This window comes from Rhizobium sp. ZK1 (assembly GCF_047782645.1).
Classification (GTDB): domain Bacteria; phylum Pseudomonadota; class Alphaproteobacteria; order Rhizobiales; family Rhizobiaceae; genus Rhizobium.
Genome location: NZ_CP180588.1, coordinates 339,298 through 356,353, shown reverse-complemented (window position 1 = coordinate 356,353; position 17,056 = coordinate 339,298). Strand labels below are relative to the sequence as shown.

Annotated in this window: 18 protein-coding genes; 15 read left to right on the top strand and 3 right to left on the bottom strand. The window is 57.4% G+C overall.

From position 1 onward, the window contains the following. Positions 1–31 precede the first annotated feature (31 nt). Together tnpC and ACK9YZ_RS34770 are read left to right on the top strand one after the other, a co-directional pair. Positions 32–1,690: an IS66 family transposase gene (gene tnpC, locus ACK9YZ_RS34775; RefSeq protein ID WP_416068531.1), complete on the top strand. Its 1,659-nt coding sequence runs from the start codon at positions 32–34 to the stop codon at positions 1,688–1,690. Between the two features lie 2 nt (positions 1,691–1,692). Then, positions 1,693–2,277: a plasmid pRiA4b ORF-3 family protein gene (locus ACK9YZ_RS34770; RefSeq protein WP_416068532.1), complete on the top strand. Its 585-nt coding sequence runs from the start codon at positions 1,693–1,695 to the stop codon at positions 2,275–2,277. Between the two features lie 34 nt (positions 2,278–2,311). On the opposite strand, the gene ACK9YZ_RS34765 is transcribed toward ACK9YZ_RS34770, so the two are convergent. Continuing rightward, entirely contained in the window at positions 2,312–2,443 is a 132-nt protein-coding gene (locus ACK9YZ_RS34765) for a DUF6429 family protein (RefSeq protein WP_416068533.1), read from the bottom strand. Positions 2,444–2,818: 375 nt separating this feature from the next. Between ACK9YZ_RS34765 and ACK9YZ_RS34760 the strand changes: the two genes are divergently transcribed. Then, positions 2,819–3,748, top strand: coding sequence for a BID domain-containing protein (locus ACK9YZ_RS34760; protein WP_416068593.1), 930 nt, complete (start codon positions 2,819–2,821; stop codon positions 3,746–3,748). Between the two features lie 634 nt (positions 3,749–4,382). Here the strand turns inward: ACK9YZ_RS34760 and ACK9YZ_RS34755 are convergent. Next, the gene (locus ACK9YZ_RS34755) at positions 4,383–4,892 is read right to left on the bottom strand and encodes a hypothetical protein (protein ID WP_416068592.1); all 510 of its coding nucleotides are present in this window, start codon (positions 4,890–4,892) and stop codon (positions 4,383–4,385) included. 1,038 nt (positions 4,893–5,930) lie between these two features. After that, the gene (locus ACK9YZ_RS34750) at positions 5,931–6,113 is read right to left on the bottom strand and encodes a hypothetical protein (protein ID WP_416068591.1); all 183 of its coding nucleotides are present in this window, start codon (positions 6,111–6,113) and stop codon (positions 5,931–5,933) included. A 444-nt stretch (positions 6,114–6,557) separates the two neighbouring features. Between ACK9YZ_RS34750 and ACK9YZ_RS34745 the strand changes: the two genes are divergently transcribed. The 12 genes from ACK9YZ_RS34745 to nifT all read left to right on the top strand — a co-directional run bounded on the left by ACK9YZ_RS34745 (position 6,558) and on the right by nifT (position 16,866). Further along, positions 6,558–6,878, top strand: coding sequence for an iron-sulfur cluster assembly accessory protein (locus ACK9YZ_RS34745; protein WP_416068590.1), 321 nt, complete (start codon positions 6,558–6,560; stop codon positions 6,876–6,878). 112 nt (positions 6,879–6,990) lie between these two features. Then, complete coding sequence (gene nifS / locus ACK9YZ_RS34740; protein ID WP_416068589.1) at positions 6,991–8,190, top strand: cysteine desulfurase NifS; 1,200 nt, start codon at positions 6,991–6,993, stop codon at positions 8,188–8,190. 101 nt (positions 8,191–8,291) lie between these two features. Continuing rightward, a complete protein-coding gene (nifW, locus tag ACK9YZ_RS34735) occupies positions 8,292–8,654 on the top strand; it encodes a nitrogenase stabilizing/protective protein NifW (RefSeq protein ID WP_416068588.1) in 363 nt (120 codons plus the stop codon). A gap of 180 nt (positions 8,655–8,834) precedes the next feature. Beyond that, a complete protein-coding gene (locus ACK9YZ_RS34730) occupies positions 8,835–9,686 on the top strand; it encodes an electron transfer flavoprotein subunit beta/FixA family protein (RefSeq protein ID WP_416068587.1) in 852 nt (283 codons plus the stop codon). A 17-nt stretch (positions 9,687–9,703) separates the two neighbouring features. After that, entirely contained in the window at positions 9,704–10,816 is a 1,113-nt protein-coding gene (locus tag ACK9YZ_RS34725) for an electron transfer flavoprotein subunit alpha/FixB family protein (RefSeq protein ID WP_416068586.1), read from the top strand. 11 nt (positions 10,817–10,827) lie between these two features. Further along, complete coding sequence (locus ACK9YZ_RS34720; RefSeq protein ID WP_416068585.1) at positions 10,828–12,135, top strand: FAD-dependent oxidoreductase; 1,308 nt, start codon at positions 10,828–10,830, stop codon at positions 12,133–12,135. A 13-nt stretch (positions 12,136–12,148) separates the two neighbouring features. Beyond that, positions 12,149–12,442: a ferredoxin family protein gene (locus ACK9YZ_RS34715; RefSeq protein WP_416068584.1), complete on the top strand. Its 294-nt coding sequence runs from the start codon at positions 12,149–12,151 to the stop codon at positions 12,440–12,442. 195 nt (positions 12,443–12,637) lie between these two features. Beyond that, entirely contained in the window at positions 12,638–14,284 is a 1,647-nt protein-coding gene (gene nifA / locus ACK9YZ_RS34710; RefSeq protein WP_416068583.1) for a nif-specific transcriptional activator NifA, read from the top strand. A gap of 223 nt (positions 14,285–14,507) precedes the next feature. Beyond that, positions 14,508–15,989: a nitrogenase cofactor biosynthesis protein NifB gene (nifB, locus tag ACK9YZ_RS34705; protein WP_416068582.1), complete on the top strand. Its 1,482-nt coding sequence runs from the start codon at positions 14,508–14,510 to the stop codon at positions 15,987–15,989. 34 nt (positions 15,990–16,023) lie between these two features. Further along, positions 16,024–16,218, top strand: a complete 195-nt coding sequence (locus ACK9YZ_RS34700; RefSeq protein WP_069456679.1) for a 4Fe-4S binding protein — start codon at positions 16,024–16,026, stop codon at positions 16,216–16,218. Between the two features lie 82 nt (positions 16,219–16,300). Next, positions 16,301–16,627, top strand: coding sequence for a nitrogen fixation protein NifZ (locus ACK9YZ_RS34695; protein ID WP_416068581.1), 327 nt, complete (start codon positions 16,301–16,303; stop codon positions 16,625–16,627). Continuing rightward, the gene (gene nifT / locus ACK9YZ_RS34690; protein WP_416068580.1) at positions 16,624–16,866 is read left to right on the top strand and encodes a putative nitrogen fixation protein NifT; all 243 of its coding nucleotides are present in this window, start codon (positions 16,624–16,626) and stop codon (positions 16,864–16,866) included. The genes ACK9YZ_RS34695 and nifT overlap by 4 nt, the downstream gene beginning before the upstream one ends. The last annotated feature ends 190 nt before the right edge of the window (positions 16,867–17,056 follow it).

Here is a 17,056-nt window from a genome sequence, read left to right as displayed (position 1 = left end):
AAATACAGGGGAAATCTGATCGAATGGCTTCATGATCTCAAAGCCTGTCGATCTTCCTGTGGATGTTGTTGGCGCTTACCTGGCGCTGCTTGGCGAGCATGAAGCCTTGCAGGCTAAACACGCTATCGCAGTTGCGGAAGCGGCCAATGCGCAGGCGATGCTCTCTGACAACGAGGCGCTGATCGTTGCTCTGGAATTGAAGATCGAGAAGCTCAGGCGCGAGTTGCGAGGCCAGCGCTCTGAACGCACGGCGCGCCTGCTCGACCAGTTGGAACTGCAGCTCGAGGAACTCGTGACGGCGGCGACGGAGGACGAGGTCGCGGCACAGGCAGCAAGCGCCAGAACCTCGAGCGTACGTTCGTTCACGCGCAAACGACCGGTGCGCAAGCCATGGCCGGACGATATCGAGCGCGAACGTATCGTCATCGAGCCGCCGACGACTTGCGCCTGCTGTGGTGGTTCACGCTTGTCGAAGCTGGGCGAGGACGTCACCGAGACGCTGGAAGAGATTCCGCGCCGGTTCAAGGTGATCGAGACGGTGCGGGAAAAGTTCACGTGCCGTGACTGTGAGGCGATCAGTCAGACGCCGGCACCGTTCCATGCCACGCCGCGCGGCTTCATCGGTCCTCATCTGTTGGCGACGATCCTGTTCGACAAGTTCGGCATGCACAGCCCGCTCAACCGGCAGAGTGCCCGGTTCAAATGCGAGGGGATCGATCTTTCGACCTCGACGCTGGCCGACCAGGTCGGGTACGCAACAGCCGCTCTCATGCCTGTCTTCGATCTGATCGAGGCGCATGTCTTTGCGGCCGAGCGTCTTCACGGTGATGACACCACCATTCCCATTCAGGCCAGGGACAAATGCACGACCGGACGCATATGGACTTACGTATGCGATGACCGGCCATTCGGGGGAACAGCGCCGCCAGCCGCAATCTATTATGCGTCGAGTGACCGGCGCGGCGAACATCCGCAGAAGCACCTGGCCAGATACGGCGGCATTCTACAGAGCGATTGCTACAATGGCTTCGAGCCGATCGCTGTTGCCGCAACGAAAGAGGTGCCGATCACCTTCGCCTTTTGCCATGCGCATGCGCGGCGTAAATTCTTTGAGCTGGCCGATATCCAGAAGAATGCGCGGGATCGCAAACGCAAGGGCAAGCCGATCTCGCCGATCGCGCTTGAGGCCGTCAAGCGCTACGACGAATTGTTCGGGATCGAGCGGCAGATCAACGGATTGAGTGCCGAAGAACGACTGGCTGCGCGGCAGGAGAGAAGCAAGCCGCTGTTCGATGACATGCACGAGTGGTTGACGAAGGAACGCGCCACGCTCAGCAGATCGTCCGAGGTCATCGAGCCGATCGATTACATGCTCAAGCGCTGGGAGGGCTTTGCCCTCTTCCTCGAAGACGGTAGAGTTTGTCTCACGAACAACGCAGCCGAGCGGGCGCTGAGAAGTGTCGCATTGGGAAGACGGAACTGGACCTTCGCCGGTTCCCAGCGTGGGGCCGATCGTGCCGCTGTCATGCTGACCGTCATCACCACCTGCCGCCTCAACGATGTCGACCCAAAGGCGTGGCTTGCCGATGTCCTGGCTCGCATCGCCGACCATCCTGTGACGCGCCTGCACGAACTGCTGCCCTGGGAGTGGAAACGTGCATCGCCGGCAACCGTAATGCTGGCGGCCTGACGATGGTGGCTTCTGCCGTCCGCCTGAAGGTCACCCTCGATCATGTCGAGCCGATAGTGATGCGGCGCGTTGTCGTACCGTTCACCATCAGGCTCAGTCGGCTGCACGAGGTATTGCAGGCGGCGATGGGCTGGACCAACAGCCACCTTTACGAATTCCGCATGCGTGACGTCGGCTTTGGTTTGCCAGACGAGGAATGGGGGGATGGTCCGATCGATGCCCGCAGGGTCTCGCTGCTGTCGGCAGTCCAGGACACCGGTGCGAAATCGTTCAAATACCTTTACGACTTTGGCGACGGTTGGGAACACAGCATCAAGATCGAGCGCACCTTTCCTGCAGTCGGCACGGAAGGACCGATGCTCCTCGAAGCAACGGGACACTGCCCGCCTGAAGACGTTGGTGGTCCATGGGGTTATCAGGAGTTCCGCGAGGCGCTTGCAGACCCGGCGCACGAGCGACATGCCGAAATCCTAGAATGGTGGGGCAGCAGCGATTACAATCCCAACAGCGCCAACTTCTCGCAGCTCAACAAAGCCGTCGATGACCTCGCCGCAAAATGGGTCCGAAAAGCGCGACGCAAAACCTGAACACCGGGCTGTGGGTGAAAGCCGAAACTGGATTTTACCGTGTAAACAACCGGCGGAATAGTTCTTCCGAACGCCGTAGACCTTCGTCCGTCAGGACCAGCGACTTCGACTTGTTCAACGGATCACACAGGACCGCGTCATCGATTTTGTCCTCGTCGATCTCCATTCTGCTATGCTACCACGCGCGAGACCCCAAGTCCCGCGGCCCACCTCGGATGGATACGACCGACATGTTCGGCCTGGAACTCAATCGGGTGGCGATTGACCGCGAGGTGTTCAGTCCGATGGACCGCATGTCGCGTCTCGCCAATGTGGCCGATTCCTGGGCGGAGGCCGCCGGCATGCGAAAAGCCCTCGCCGGGGCGGCAAACGCCGTGGTGCGTGGTGTATCTGCCGATGAGGCGATGTCGCGGATTATCGAGCCGGGATATGCGGTTGCGATCGCTCAAACCCGGCGCCGGCTCGAGCGCAATCTGATGCTCACCGAAAGGGCGGCGATTGCAACCTCGATTGTCAATGTGAACGGAGAGCCCTGCGCGCGATGCGGGACGTCCTTCGCCTCCGCTCGGCCGAGCTGGACAACCGCGCCCGCGCCAAGGCCATGTTGGAGGCCGTGCTCTCCGAGACTGCACGACATGACAGTCTGGAGCCCGCTAAGCGGCGCGCCGCGGACGTCTTCGCGCAGGGCATTGCCGGGAACGAGCGAATGCTGCGGATTGAGACGGAGCGTCACGTCGAGCATGCAGTGGTCTCACCGCGGCCGCTTGTTCCGGCGCGGGAGCTTCCGGACCTCAGCGAAAGCGAAATCGGCGCGCGTCTGCGTCAATCCACGCGGCTTGCCGACAAGCGGACGGAGATCGAACATCTGTCGCGGCTGGTCTTCGGCAACAGCCAGACGGCTTCGCTGGAGGCGATTACGGATGCGCGAACCGGCGCTGCCGCCGGCGACGACGTGCGGGCGGGCCGGCGCGGCGAGTTGGCCGGGGAGGGGCGGACCTGGTGGCGCGGCCCGAGCCCCGAGCGCCAGACGGCCGAAGCACATATGCAGAAGCTCGCAGCGGCGTTGGCCGACTATGGATTGGCGATCGACTTCGAGCGGCATCAGCTCGTCACACAGCACCTTGAGGAACAGGCCCGTCAGCGTGTGGAAATTCCCTCACCGTCCAGCAAACTTGCTGGGGTCCTGTCATCGGAGGGTGAGGAGCGGTTTCGATCCTTCCAGAGTGATGAGGGTCTCAGACGCGAATTTGAACGTCTGTCCCTGGCGGTGACGAAAAGACTTTCGCCGGCCGACCTTGCCCAGTTGAAGGCCGGCGATCTCTCGAGGGTCGCCAAGACCCACGGAATTGACGAGCAGCAGGCAACGAAGGTGAAAACGACAGTGTCGCAGGTGCGTAGCGTGCAGCAGGACATGACGGCGCGTGTCCGGGAACGAGCGCGAACGGAGGCTGTCACTTTGGTGAGGCGCTGAGGCCTCGGAGAATTTCTACGAGATGATCGTAATGCGGGCACGCAGTCATTGTCGCGGAGCTCGAGAACAGGGCTCGTATTCGAAGCGAATGGCCGGGAATCCCTGATCTTCAACTCGTCCGCTGCGATACGATCCACGAATAGAACAATACGTTGATCGGGATCAAATTGACGGGACGCCAGATCAGGCCGTCGATATCCACCGACGCACCGTGAATGGCCTGCGCCCACGAAACGCTGTCAGCGTAGGTAGACTTCGACGTTTCGATCGGGTCTGAGAGGCTAAGGCCCCATGCCTTCAAGTCGGACGCAAAAAGGCTTGCCAGCAGCAGATTGTGTTACGGACAATGATAGTGATCGTCCGCTGTTCGACAGCGGAAAGGCGAACGGATCTCGATTTCATGAAAAATCGATTCAAATACCGTCGCCTCTCTGCTTCTTGCGGCATAGAGCGTCGCCATGCAGTTTCCGCCGCCGTCGTTAACCGGTGCTAAACGCGTAGGTTGCCCCATGCAGAGATTGAATTGTGCTGTGCCAAACGAGGAAAGGTGGTGGGGATGAAGTTTGGTTCCACCTTGAGCGTCCACCTGTTGATGTTCGGAAAAGGCGAAGGTGGCTCGGCCTAACTCGGGATATCAACCGACGACCTCTTGCTGTTCACGGTCGGCCGCAGAAGCAATTTCTTCGGGATGATCCAGGATGTCGACCGGTGTCTTATCATCAAGCCAGCCGTTGGCAGATACGAACCAGAAGGCGCGTTGCCAGGCGGAGAAGGATTGCGGCAGCGGTGCAAGCACCGGATGCGGCCGACCATAATGGAACTGGAACGCTAGGAGATTTTCTGTGCCGCGACGCTGAACCGAAAAGCTGTCTAGCGCCTTTTTCCCGCGCGCCGCTGTTGCATAGGGATTTTTGGCGGAGGATCCTGCCAGGCTTGAGACTTCGGCACTGGTCAACTGCGCGACTTCTCGTATGAACCGGTCGCGAAGCTCGAGGTTGTCCTCGGCAAGAGCGCGTCGCGCCTCCCCAAGTTCATCAGGCAGGATGAGATCGACAAAATTGTTGATGGCCTCCTCCAACGAGGCCCTGGCCCGAATCAATGTCTTCAGAAATGTCTCGAGAGTGGTCCGATAGTTCTTGGGCATCGCCGGTCGCAATGTCGGTCATGGCACCGGCAAGCCCAGCAAGCTCGGCGTCGTCTTTACCACCTGGTACCGCATTGAGTTTGAAAAGCGTTCGCAGAAAGGCGTTCATGAACGTTTCATGAATTGCCGGCCGATCTCGCGAACGTCTGGCACGCCCCCAGCACGACGGCGTGGGACCGCAAGGCGCTCTTTTGCACACTCATCGGGGAGATCACCCTCCATGTCTCCCGAGACGAGGCGTTGGCACGTCTCGTCCTGCCCTGGAACGGCGGTAAGGCCGCGCTCGCGGCCGGCGACGGTTCGCACCGACGAGTATACGCTGGCGCTGCGGCGGCTGGCACCGCAGTACTCCGGTGCCGTCATCGCTTGCATTCTCAACCGCCAGACCGTCACATCAACGACGGCCTCATTAAGGGCGAACAGATCACCTCAGGTGCCACCTGGCGCATTCGCCTGACGGCGGAACTCAACGCCCGTTTCATCTCCACATGCGGTGACGGCTTCGAACCAACTGCGACGCCACGGAGACCCTCAGCCTGTCGCGCCAAAGTCTGTTGCAGTCGATCAAGTGCGGCGACCTGCAAGCCATCCACGGCGCCCTCGAACAAAGAAAAGGTCTACAGAACATCCGCCACGAGTTAGGGGGCATTATGGCATCGATCGAAAAATTTTTTCGACGTAGGGTTCCGCGCTCACAACGCAGCGAGGCAGCTGCTAAACGAACTGTAGAAGCTGCAGGCAGACGCATGGCACAAATGGGCGATCGTCGTTATTCGACGACCAGTTGTGTGTTCATCTTTTTCCGGTTCCAGGCGTCGGTGTTCGTAACTCAAGTATTCCAGTGCGAAACACATGCCTTGTCCCTTTCTGGGACAACCTCCTCCTTGGCACCCAGATTGTGAGGGACTCCGTTAGACGATCGCGGTCTCGCCCGGCCGAGGAGGTTTAAAGGAAACTTGCTCAAACGAACCGAATAGACACTGCACAGTTGAGCGGTCCTGCCACAAAAGCATTGCTCGTCTGTCACGGCTGCCGCTGTCACTCCCTCAGCGGCGACCTTGGTTCTTTCCTCGCCTGACGGGCGGTGGCGAGATCCGCCACATTCAAATGGGGCTCAGGCTTCGCGGCAAGTTTGACGATACGACCCAGAAAGCTTTTATTGGCGCGGTTCACTGTCCTCGTCGACTGGGATATCGACAAGCCTCCGGCGATCTTGATCATTGAGAAGCTTGCGCTTTGCCATCGCCCGACTCCATTCATGACCAATCTGCGTGAAGCGTTGTCGAGTCGGGCCGAACAGAGAAATCAAAACTGGCGCATGTCGATGGCAATCCACAGAGATCGGATGTTGCACATCCGAACTACGACATCGTTCCTGTTCCGTTCGGCCTTAGCGTACGATTTCGGACTGCTCTTGTTCTGACCCCCTTCTGCATCGCGGCGCTCATCTGATTGCGGGTGGCAGAGGATAGCCTCCTTTGCCCAGGCCCGGCAAAACCTAACTCGAACTCGGTGTGATCAACTCGGCAATGTCGGATTTTCAACGGTGTCATACATGCGACACCTCTGTGTTAAGATGGGGTGTTGTTTTCGAACAGTTTTTCTGTTGGCACGCCAAGTGCATCGCTTTTCGCAAGTGCAACTTGGAAACGGGGGAAACGGGTTATGATAACGCTCACCGACAGTGCCATTGCCGCAGTGAAATTTGCGCTTTCAAAGGCTCCCAAGCCGGCGACTGGATTACGCATCAAAGTGCAAGCGGGCGGCTGCTCTGGTTTCAAATACCACCTGGTTTTGGAAAGGGAGTCACGCAACGGCGATGCTGTCATTGAGGCGGGAGGGGTTAAAGTATTCGTAGACTCAGACTCTGAACCTCACGTCGGCGGCATGACAGTCGATTTCAAAACGGATGTGAATTCACCCGGATTCATCTTCGACAATCCCAACGCGAGCGAGAACTGCGCCTGCGGGAAGTCCTTTAGCTGACCGGGCAGAACGAGAATACAAGATCATCATGAAAAAGGATCAAGAATGCCGCATCAGTGCTGGTGTCCCAGCGTGCTCCTGGCGTCATTTAAGTAGGCGGAGGGCCACCTGGATGTCGATCTATCTCGATAACAACGCAACGACACGCGTCGATTCCGAAGTTCTCCAGGCAATGCTGCCGTTCTTTGCGGACCAATTTGGCAACCCCTCGTCGATGCACGACATTGGCGCCGCTGCCGGCGCAACGATGAAGACGGCGCGCCAGCAATTGCAAGCGCTGATCGGTGCCAAGTTCGATCATGAGATTATCTTTACGTCGGGCGGGACCGAAAGCAACAATACGGCGATTCTTTCGGCGCTGGACGTCATGCCCGAGCGATCAGAAATTGTCACTTCAGCGGTTGAACACCCGGCGGTTCTAACGCTCTGTGGTCACCTTGAAAAAACAAGAGGAATCAAGGTGCACCGGATCCCGGTCGATCAACATGGCCGACTCAATCTCGACGCCTATCGGGCCGCCCTCACCCATCGTGTAGCAATCGTCTCAATTATGTGGGCGAACAACGAGACCGGGACGATCTTCCCCGTGGCCAGGCTTTCTGAGATGGCCAAGAATGTCGGCGCAATTTTCCACACTGACGCAGTGCAGGCGATCGGTAAGCTTCCAGTGGACCTGAAATCGACCGCAATCGACATGCTGTCGCTCTCCGGTCACAAGTTCCATGGACCGAAAGGCGTCGGAGCACTCTACATAAAGAGCGGCGTGCCCTTTCATGCACTTATCATGGGTGGGCACCAGCAGCGCAACCGACGCGCGGGAACAGAGAACACGCCCGGGATTGTAGGTTTGGGCAAGGCAGGCGAACTTGCCTTGTGGCGCATGGACGAGGAAATCACATGGGTGAAATCGCTTCGCGATCGTTTGGAGGAAGGACTTCTCGAACGCATTCCCAAGACCTTCGTCACCGGCGACCCGCTTGCGCGGTTACCTAACACGACAAATGTGGTCTTCGAGGGCATCGGCAGTGAAGCCGTTCAGTTTCTCCTCAATCGCCACGGCATCACCTGCGCGTCTGGCTCCGCTTGCAGTTCTGGCTCCTCGCGAAAGAGCCATGTTCTCGAGGCGATGAACCCCGACGCTGCGGCACTCGGCGCAGTTCGCTTCTCCTTTTCACACTTCAGCCGCGAGGAGGATGTCGATCAGGTACTCGAGGTGATACCTGGAATTGTGATGAAACTTCGCGGTTCGTTTCCATTCTCTGCGGCAGGTGAAAGGCGGAGGATAGACAACTCCGCGGCCGCAGCACGCTGATCATTTTACGGGAACGGCTTGAAAGGTCCGCTGCCGGGTCGGCTTCAGCGTCTAGCAAGCAACTAGGACCAGAAAACTAATTCCACCTATAGGAGAATGCAATGACTTGTGATGGCGGGGCCGTTTCGAGTGACGCAATTTTCGCGCGGCTACTGAGCTTGTCGACTGCCGAGGAATTCTTTGAGGTCCTTGACGTTTCGTATGAGTCGAAGGTGCTCGACGTCTCACGGCTCCACATCATGAAACGCATGGGACAGTACCTGGCTGAGGAGAACTTTTCAGACCACCGCGCACGTGCGCGCGACGCGCTGGAACGCGCCTACGCGGATTTTGCGACTTCTTCGCCACTATCACATCGGGTGTTCAGGGTGCTTGAGCAACGCGATCCGACTAAAACTGCCGCGCCAGGACAGACGTTTGTACCGTTGGAAACCGTGCTGAAGTCTTTCGGAAGCGACAGGTGAGTTTGGTTTACGACATATTACGTCCCAAATCCGACAAGACTGTCAGCAATCCGATCGTACAGAAACGAACAATGCTTAAATTCCAGTCGGTTACTGACAAGTCATGTGGTTGGCATGATTGGTGCTTTGAAGACAGGCGAAACCTTCGGGCCCAAATGCGATCGGAGCTAAAGAAACCTCATGCACATTGTAGTCTGTATAAAGCAGGTACCGGACTCAGCGCAGATACGCGTCCATCCCGTGACAAACACGATTATGCGCCAAGGCGTGCCGACCATTATCAACCCTTACGACCTGTTTGCTCTCGAAGAAGCCCTCAAAGTGCGCGACCTCCATGGCGGCGAAGTCACGGTGCTCACCATGGGCCCGCCCATGGCAGAGGAAGCACTGCGCAAGGCACTCACTTATGGCGCAGACCGGGCGATACTCCTGACTGACCGTCACTTTGCCGGCTCTGACACGTTGGCGACTTCCTTCGCACTTTCTCAGGCAATATCGCAGATTGGCAACAGCTTTGACATGCCCGATATCGTCTTCACAGGCAAGCAGACAATCGACGGCGACACCGCCCAGGTCGGCCCTGGAATAGCAAAGCGCCTGAACCTCGTGCAGTTGACCTATGTTGCGAAGATTACCTCCATAGATCTCAGCGCGCGGGCGATTACGGTCGAGCGCCGCTCGGAAGGCGGAACGCACGCTCTGAAAAGCAAATTGCCTTGCCTCATCACCATGCTAGAGGGCACCACCGTCATTCGCCGCGGCTCACTTGATGACGCCTTGCGCGCAGCGCGCAGCGAGATCGTCAAGTGGAATGCGGGGGAAGCCGGCATTGAAGACATCGCCAAATGCGGGCTGCGGGGTTCACCGACGGTCGTCAAGCGGGTCTTCGCTCCAACCCCGCGAGAACAAAAAGCGGTGCAAATCGACACTACCGAAAAGAGAGTGCACGACATAGCTAAAGAGCTGGTCGCGTCCATCTTCACTCACCAGCCGGCGCTGCAACACGAGCTCTCCTCTGCTGATAGCGCGTGACGAGATAGGAGCAGATAATGGGAACTCGAAAAACTAAAGCACCGCCACCCGCTGCGCTCGGTCGAGCCGGCACCAAGAAGAACCTTCCTGACCACTTCAAGAACTACCAGCACGTCTGGGTTTTCATCGAGCTGGAGCGCGGTCAGGTCCACCCGGTCTCGTTCGAGCTTCTCGGCGAAGGACGCAGACTAGCTGACCAGCTGGGCGTGCAGCTCGCGGGTGTTGTTCTCGGGCCGCCCGGAGATTCTACCCAGCATGCTGTCGCTGAGGCCTTCGCCTATGATGCCGACCTGGTCTACCTCGTCGAAAAGCCGCTGCTCACCGATTATATAAACGAGTCTTTCACCAAAGCATTAACAGATCTCGTCAACACCTATAAACCCGAAATTCTGCTTCTCGGCGCGACGACGCTTGGTCGGGACCTCGCCGGTTCCGTAGCTACCACACTGCTGACGGGGCTCACAGCCGACTGCACTGGACTTGATGTGGATGCCGACGGTTCCCTCGCAGCCACCCGGCCCACATTCGGCGGCTCCTTGCTTTGCACGATCTACACGCTCAATTGCCGTCCTCAGATGGCAACTGTGCGACCAAGGGTCATGCGCATGCCACAGCGGTCAAACAAGCGAATCGGGCGGGTAATCCGGCATGATTTGCGGATGCTCGAGGATGAGATCGTCACGAAAGTCGTCGGTTTCCTTTCCGATGGCCAATCGGAAAACGCTAATCTCGCCTATGCGGATGTAGTAGTTGCCGGCGGGCTTGGACTCGGCGCTGCTGACAACCTGCAGCTCCTGAAGAATCTCGCGCAAACGATCGGCGGCGATTATGGCTGTTCTCGGCCGTTAGTGCAAAAGGGGTGGATGGCGGCTGATCGGCAGATCGGCCAAACTGGCAAAACGATCCGGCCGAAACTCTATATCGCGGCTGGGATATCGGGCGCGGTCCAGCATCGCGTTGGCGTCGAGGGAGCTGATCTCATAGTCGCTATCAACACTGATCCGAACGCGCCAATCTTCGATTTCGCCAATATCGGTGTTGTCGCCGACGCGGTCAGTTTTTTGCCGGCACTGACGGAAGTTTTCATCAGACGGTTGGCACCGGGCAATCATATCAGACTAGTGAACTGAGGTAGGACCCTATGACCAACGAGAAATTCGACGCTATCGTCGTCGGCGCCGGTATGTCTGGAAACGCGGCTGCTTACACGATGGCAAGACGCGGCCTAAAGGTGCTGCAGTTGGAACGCGGAGAGTACCCGGGCTCCAAGAACGTCCAAGGCGCCATACTGTACGCCAACATGCTGGAGACAATCATTCCGAATTTTCGGGATGACGCACCTCTTGAGCGGCATCTAATCGAGCAGCGTTTTTGGCTGATGGACGACACTTCGCACACCGGAGTGCACTACCGGTCGGACGATTTTAATGAGCCGACGCCGAACCGCTACACGATCATTCGCGCCCAGTTCGACAAGTGGTTTTCGCGCAAAGTGCGCGAGGCCGGTGCGACAGTTCTGTGCGAGACGACCGCGACGGAGCTGGTTGTCGATGGCGGGGGCAAGGTGATAGGCGTACGCACCGATCGTGCTGGCGATCCCATCCACGGGGAAGTGGTCGTCCTCGCAGAAGGTGTCAACGGCCTGCTCGGCACGAGAGCAGGATTTCGCAAGGTGCCGAAACCCGAGGCCGTGGCACTCGCTGTCAAGGAAATGCATTTCCTGCCGGAAGAGGTCATCCGCGAGCGCTTCGGCCTTACCGGCGATCAAGGCTGTGTTATTGAAGCGGCTGGGACAATCTCGCGCGGAATGGCCGGATTGGGATTTCTTTATACCAACAAGGAATCAGTCTCACTCGGTTTCGGCTGCCTTGTCTCCGATTTCGCAGCGACCATGGAAAGTCCGTATACCCTTCTTGACGGCTTCAAGGACCACCCATCAATCCGCCCACTACTTGCGGGTTCGGAGGTTAAGGAATATGCGGCGCACCTTATTCCGGAAGGTGGGTACAAGGCAATTCCGCAGCTCTTTGGAAACGGCTGGGTTGTGGTTGGTGACGCGGGGCAGCTTAACAATGCCGTGCATCGCGAGGGCTCTAATCTCGCCATGACGTCGGGCCGCATCGCCGGCGAGGCGATCTCCATAATCAAGAGCCAAGGATGCTCGATGGCCCAGGAAAACCTCTCCCTTTACAAGGCCATGCTGGACAAATCTTTTGTTGTGAAAGACCTAAAAAAATACAAGGACATGCCTGCCCTGCTCCACACGAACTCACGCAACTTTTTTCTTACGTACCCGCAGCTGCTGTCCAAGGCAGCGCAAAATTTCGTGCGCGTCGACGGCACACCCAAGATCGAGAAGGAAAAAGCGACTACGGCCGCCTTTGTCAAGGCACGTTCGCGATGGGGACTGTTCAGCGACGCGGTCCGCTTGGCACTTGCTTGGCGCTAAAGGGAGAAACGAGATGACAGCTCCATTCGTTCGCATCGAGGACAGGCTTTACCAGAATCGCTATCTGGTGGACGCGGGGCGGCCGCATATTAAAGTGCGACCGCATCTGTCTCCGAGCGCAAACTTGCTCGCACTGACGCGGATCTGCCCAGCCCAATGTTATGAGGTAAATGAAAACGGACAAGTCGAAGTTACTGCTGACGGGTGCATGGAGTGCGGTACATGTAGAGTATTGTGCGAAGCAAACGGTGATATCGATTGGAGCTACCCACGAGGTGGATTCGGTGTCCTCTTCAAATTCGGTTAATAGCAGCTAACTCTAGTCCTCATGAAACCCAAAAGCATCTCGCTTTTGTCGAGCAAGACGGCTACATTCGCGTACTCTCAAGTGCCGATGTAAGCACCTAATAATATTAGCATCGCGGTGGGTTTTCGTTGGGAGCATGAGCGGTCCAGACGGTGTCTCCAGGCTGAAATGCTGCACAATGGGCTCAATGAGGGTATGACTGAACGATCCGCTCAAACTATGCACAAACCGGATTTTTGGGCCAGCGGTATCTATCGGGTATCGAAAGTCTTGATTGGTCCAGCCAGTCTCGAGGCCAAGCTTGCCAATGTCATTAGCGCCCTCTCCGCAATGCTCCCAATGCGGCGCGGCGCAATCGTCGTTCTGAATGCTGGAGGAGCGCCCGAGATGGTTGCAGCGCTTGGCGTGGAGCAAGCATCTCAAGGCGCTCGCTGCATTCCGGCGAAGGCTGCAATAGACAGAATCGTCGCAAAAGGCGCGCCACTGGTCGTGCCGGACACTTGCAAGTCGGACCTGTTCCAGGCTGAGCTCCAAACCAGCTCGAATGCCACCGGCCCGACCACCTTCCTTGGCGTCCCGATGAAGGTGGATCAAGAAACGCTTGGAACGCTATGGCTCGACCGCATCAAGGATGGCGGCACCAGGATACAATTTGAGGAAGAGGTACGTTTCCTGTCCATGATTGCCAACCTTGCGGCCCGGGCCGTTCGGTTGGATCGCCACCAGAGCCGCGATGGTCAACCAACCTTGGGCGAGGAAGGAGCCCGCAAAACTAGTTCAGGCAAGAAGGAACTCCCCGAACCTGGCCAGCGCCTCACAAAAATCGATTGGATCGTTGGGGAAAGCCCTGCGCTCAAACAGGTGGTCGAAAGCGTGAAAGTTGTTGCAATAACCAATTCTGCAGTACTTCTCAGGGGCGAAAGCGGCACAGGCAAGGAGTTCTTTGCAAAGGCCATTCACGAGCTTTCACCTCGAAGAAAGAAGCCCTTCGTGAAGTTGAACTGCGCCGCACTGTCTGCAGGTGTGCTGGAATCGGAACTGTTTGGACATGAAAAGGGCGCCTTTACTGGGGCCATCTCCCAGCGCGCCGGTCGTTTCGAATTGGCGCACGGTGGAACCCTGCTGCTCGATGAGATCGGCGAGATTTCGCCGGTCTTTCAAGCGAAACTGTTGCGCGTCCTGCAGGAGGGTGAGCTTGAGCGAGTCGGCGGCACAAAAACACTCAAGGTGGACGTTCGACTCATATGCGCCACGAACAAGGATCTAGAGGCGGCAGTCGCGGATGGGGAGTTCAGGGCCGACCTCTACTACCGGATCAATGTGGTACCCATATTTTTGCCGCCTCTCAGGGAGCGAAATGGAGATATTTCACGCCTTGCGAGGGTTTTCCTCGACCGATTCAACCGAGAAAACAATCGGGATCTCACATTCACGCCGGCTGCGCTCGAGCTCTTGTCAAAATGCAACTTTCCCGGCAACGTCCGAGAGCTTGAAAATTGCGTCCGGAGGACCGCCACTCTCGCGCGTTCGGGGACGATCCTTCCATCAGATTTCTCCTGTCTGAAAGACCAATGCCTTTCTTCAATGCTCTGGAAAAGCGCTGACCGGCCACTTGCGGGCAATACACTCAATGGGACGGTCGAATCCCCGGTCAGCTTCGGTTACTCCACCGGACCGGCCGGCTTAACGGTGGCACCACATCTAACCGACCGCGAGTTGCTAATCAGTGCTATGGAGAAGGCCGGCTGGGTTCAGGCAAAGGCAGCTCGGATTCTAGGCCTCACACCGCGGCAAGTTGGCTATGCATTGCGTCGCCATCGTATACAGGTGAAGAAGATCTAAGTGGTGAGCCGACGTTATCTTGGGCGTGAGCAACCCCTCTTCCTCAGGCACGCGGGTCTATTGTCCAATTTGGCCGCTTATTGTCGCGACTTCGACAAAACGGCGTCGGAGCAATTGGCGCAAATCGAACACGAAACAACAACGTGTTGAAATTACGATCTGATTTGGTTGGCACAGCGCTTGCATATTTGACAACGACCTTACTCACCAGTGGAGCTGTTCGATGAGTGCACCGATTATTTCGCTTGAAAGCCTGGCCAAGACGACATCCTCTGGGCAGTTGCTGACAACCGCGAAATCCGGTGGCTGCGCATCCTCGTCCTGCGGCTTGTCCTCGAGGCCAACCCACATGGATTCGGCTACCTGGGAGAAGATCAAGGATCACCCATGCTTTTCAGAAGAAGCGCACCACTATTTTGCGCGTATGCACGTCGCAGTCGCACCAGCCTGCAATATCCAATGCAATTACTGCAATCGTAAATATGATTGCTCCAACGAAAGTCGGCCTGGCGTCGTTTCGGAAAAGCTGACACCGGACCAGGCGCTGCGTAAGGTGATTGCCGTCGCCAACGAATTGCCGCAGCTTTCCGTTCTCGGCATCGCGGGTCCGGGCGATGCCTGCTACGATTGGGAGAAGACGAGGGCGACTTTCGAACGCGTCGCTAGGGAGATCCCGGACGTCAAGCTATGCATTTCCACCAATGGACTTGCCCTGCCGGAGCGTGTCGATCAGTTGGCCGAATTGAACATCAGCCACGTGACGATCACCATCAACATGGTTGACCCCGCAGTCGGCGAGAAGATTTACCCGTGGATCTTTTATCGTCATCGCCGATACACCGGTATGGATGCTGCCAAAATTCTGCATGAGCGGCAGATGTTGGGGCTTGAGATGCTGAGCGAACGCGGCATCCTAACAAAAATTAATTCGGTGATGATCCCCGGCGTCAATGACCAGCACCTGATCGAAGTCAACAAATGGGTCAAAAAGCGCGGCGCATTTCTGCACAACGTCATGCCGCTGATCTCCGACCCGGCACACGGCACCTGTTTTGGCCTCACCGGACAGCGCGGCCCAAATGCGCTCGAACTGAAGGCGCTTCAGGATCGTCTCGAAGGTGGCGCCAAGCTGATGCGTCACTGCCGACAGTGCCGCGCCGATGCAGTCGGCCTTCTCGGCACTGATCGCGGCCAGGAGTTCACGCTCGACCACATTCCGCCCGAATTTGGCTACAACGGTGGCAAGCGTCGTGCCTACCGCGAGGTGGTTGCACGCATCCTCGATGACCATTTGGCAGCTAAGAACGAGGCTATGACGACGCTTGCATCAATGAGCACGCGCGGGTCGCTTCAAGTGGCTGTTGCGACGAAGGGGGGCGGACGCATCAACGAACACTTCGGCCATGCGAAGGAGTTCCAAGTTTATGAAGCCTCGAAGACAGGGATTAAATTTGTGGGGCATCGCAAGATCGAGCCGTATTGCCGTGGGGGCTGGGGCGAGGAGGGCACCCTCGGTGGTATCATTGCTGCACTCGAAGGCATAGACGTAGTGTTGTGTGCCAAGATTGGAAATTGTCCCAAGAAGCAGCTCATGGAAGCTGGGATCCGGGCAACGGAGGCATTTAGCTATGATTACATCGAAGCCGCGATTAGCGCTCTTTACGCCGCTGAGCATGGCATCGATCCATCGCAGGCAACAGCTTGAGCTTGCCTATCCAGACACAAACAGGAGTTGATCAATGGCCTTCAAAATCATCGCATCCCAATGCACCCAATGCGGTGCCTGCGAGTTCGAATGTCCTTCCGATGCCATCGAGTTGAAGGGCGAGAAGTACGTGATTGACCCTGACAAGTGCACCGAATGCGAGGGAGTTTACGAGGCCCAGCAATGCGCCTCGGTATGTCCGATGCCGAAGACCTGCGTGCCGGCTTAAACCCGGAATGCAATGGCCGAGCTTACGCGCGCGGCCGGCCATGAGTCTTCCCTGTGTAACCGCAACGATGAAAGAAATGGGGATGGGTGTTGGACGCGAAGAGGAGGTCGAAATCCATAATCCTCCGCGGTTTATGCCGGGTGAGCGGGTTTGTGCCACACGTCACATCAAGAATGACGGCACCTATCCCGGGAAAGAGATCGGAGCAAGCCTCGTCAGGAAAGGCGACGCGGGTTTTGTGCGCGATGTGGGGACTTTTCTCCAGCAGTTTTACATCTATGCCGTCGAATGGATTGATCGTGGCATCGTCGTAGGAATGCGTGCGCGTGAACTGATGAGCCTCGACGAGGTCCCAAGTCTGAAAACTGCTACTGAATGCACGCATCGGAGCGAAGGAAAAGGCAGATGAAAGTAACAATTCGCAGAACCGACAATGGCTTATCAGCATATGTTCCCAGGAAGGATCTCGAAGAGCCGATCGTCGAGATGGAGAACGAAAGCCTATGGGGTGGCGTTGTGGTGCTTGCAAACGGCTGGCGGCTCCTACTGCCCGAGCTTCCAAAGGACACCCGTCTACCGGCCACCGTCGAGGCAAGAAAGATCGTGAACGACGATGTTGGTATGATAGCCCAAAGAGAAACATCATGAAATCAACACTGACTTCCGGGCGTCGTCATTCGGAGCCCCGATCCGACGCAGCGTGACCCGGCGCGGATGAACCTGTGGCGTCGAATAGGTCAGGTCTGCTTGGTACGTACCCTCTGCTCTCGTGCGGTAGAGCAGCCGTTGTCCTTCACGCCGGCGGTGCATCACTCTCAAGCCCCACGACTTGCCGCAG